General features: G+C 51.2%; 1 protein-coding gene. It reads right to left on the minus strand.

Translation table 11 applies throughout. From position 1 onward, the window contains the following. Positions 1-2: 2 nt before the first annotated feature. A partial coding sequence (locus ABEV74_RS23100) for an IS4 family transposase (RefSeq protein ID WP_430150067.1) occupies positions 3-1,280 on the minus strand: 1,278 nt, incomplete at its 5' end.

Genomic DNA, 1,280 nt, shown 5'->3' on the forward strand with positions numbered 1-1,280 from the left:
ACTCAACTTTCGCAGCTTAATTGTCCAAACAAACCCTTGATATAATTGGGCAAACTCGAAATCCAATGCTGGAGTTGACGAAAAACGGCAGACTGATCCCGTTTGGACTTGGCTTCCGTGAACGCCATGAAAAATGCTATCAGATGTTGCAAAGCCGTTTTGAGATCCAGGTCTCGAACTTCGTCGGAAAACAGGAAGAACAGACCGCCCAACGACCGCGCGTCGTTTTCGTGACGACGTTCCCATTCCATCACGAGATAACGCGTAAACACGATCGTGGTGTGGCTGATGAGCATATCAAACGAACGACCTTGAAACTCCGTTCCCAGCTTCAGATACGATTTGGCAAATTTGAAGAAGGTCTCGATGCTCCAACGCATGCCGTAAATGCGAACGATCTCGGCATCTTCCAACGCCAAATCAGTGCTGAGCAGAACCAGCCAATCCCGCCGCCGATGGCGGTTTTGCACAAAGACCAGTTTGATCGGTAAACCGCAGGCGGTTTGAACGATGACTGAGCCAAGAATTTCTTTGTTTTTCTGCTTTGGCAACAGGGCATACAGTTCATGGAGCGTTAGGCTTTTTCCGTCGAGCCGGTATCGTTGTTTCATCGCCTTGACCATCCCAATGACATGCAGACCTTTAGCCATCAGTTCACGCAACAGAGGCGCTTGGGTAAACCAACTGTCCATCAGGACAAAGTCAGCGCTGAATCCAGCCTGAATCGCTCGATCAAGCAGAGCCACAACCGCATCCGGCTTACGCGAAAGTGCCTCGATGCGGCGTTTGTAGCCTTGCGTACGCTTGGACAAACGCTCCTTCATCTCGCAAAAGCGATTCGCCAGCTTGGCCGAGCTGAGCATGACAAAATCAATGGGCGCGAAGCTGAAGCCATCCGACCATCCGAGCGTGAGCATGTTGTAGCCGCGGGTATATCTCCCCGTCGTATGATCGAAGACGCGGGCCAGCAACTCGGCTTTCTTGCTGCGATCCCTGCGAAGAACCGAATCATCAATGATGAACGTTCGAACGCGGGACGAAGAGGTTAAGGAATCAAAATGCTGAACGATCTTCAGACTCAAGGCATGCAAAAATCGTCGCCATGCGAAACGCGGGTGGTTTAAAAACCGATAGACCACATCTTTGCCAGGCAAAGACTCGCGGCGATCGCTGTGGAGAAGACGAAACCAGTTACGCCCTTCAAACACGAGCGTAAAGATCAGCCGAAAGATGGCCAGACTGGACAATCCGAACGACTTGGAAATGCCTGCTTTCCGCAA

It is taken from the genome of Paenibacillus cisolokensis, assembly GCF_050481165.1.
In the GTDB taxonomy this organism is placed as follows: Bacteria; Bacillota; Bacilli; order Paenibacillales; family Paenibacillaceae; genus Paenibacillus_AH; species Paenibacillus_AH cisolokensis.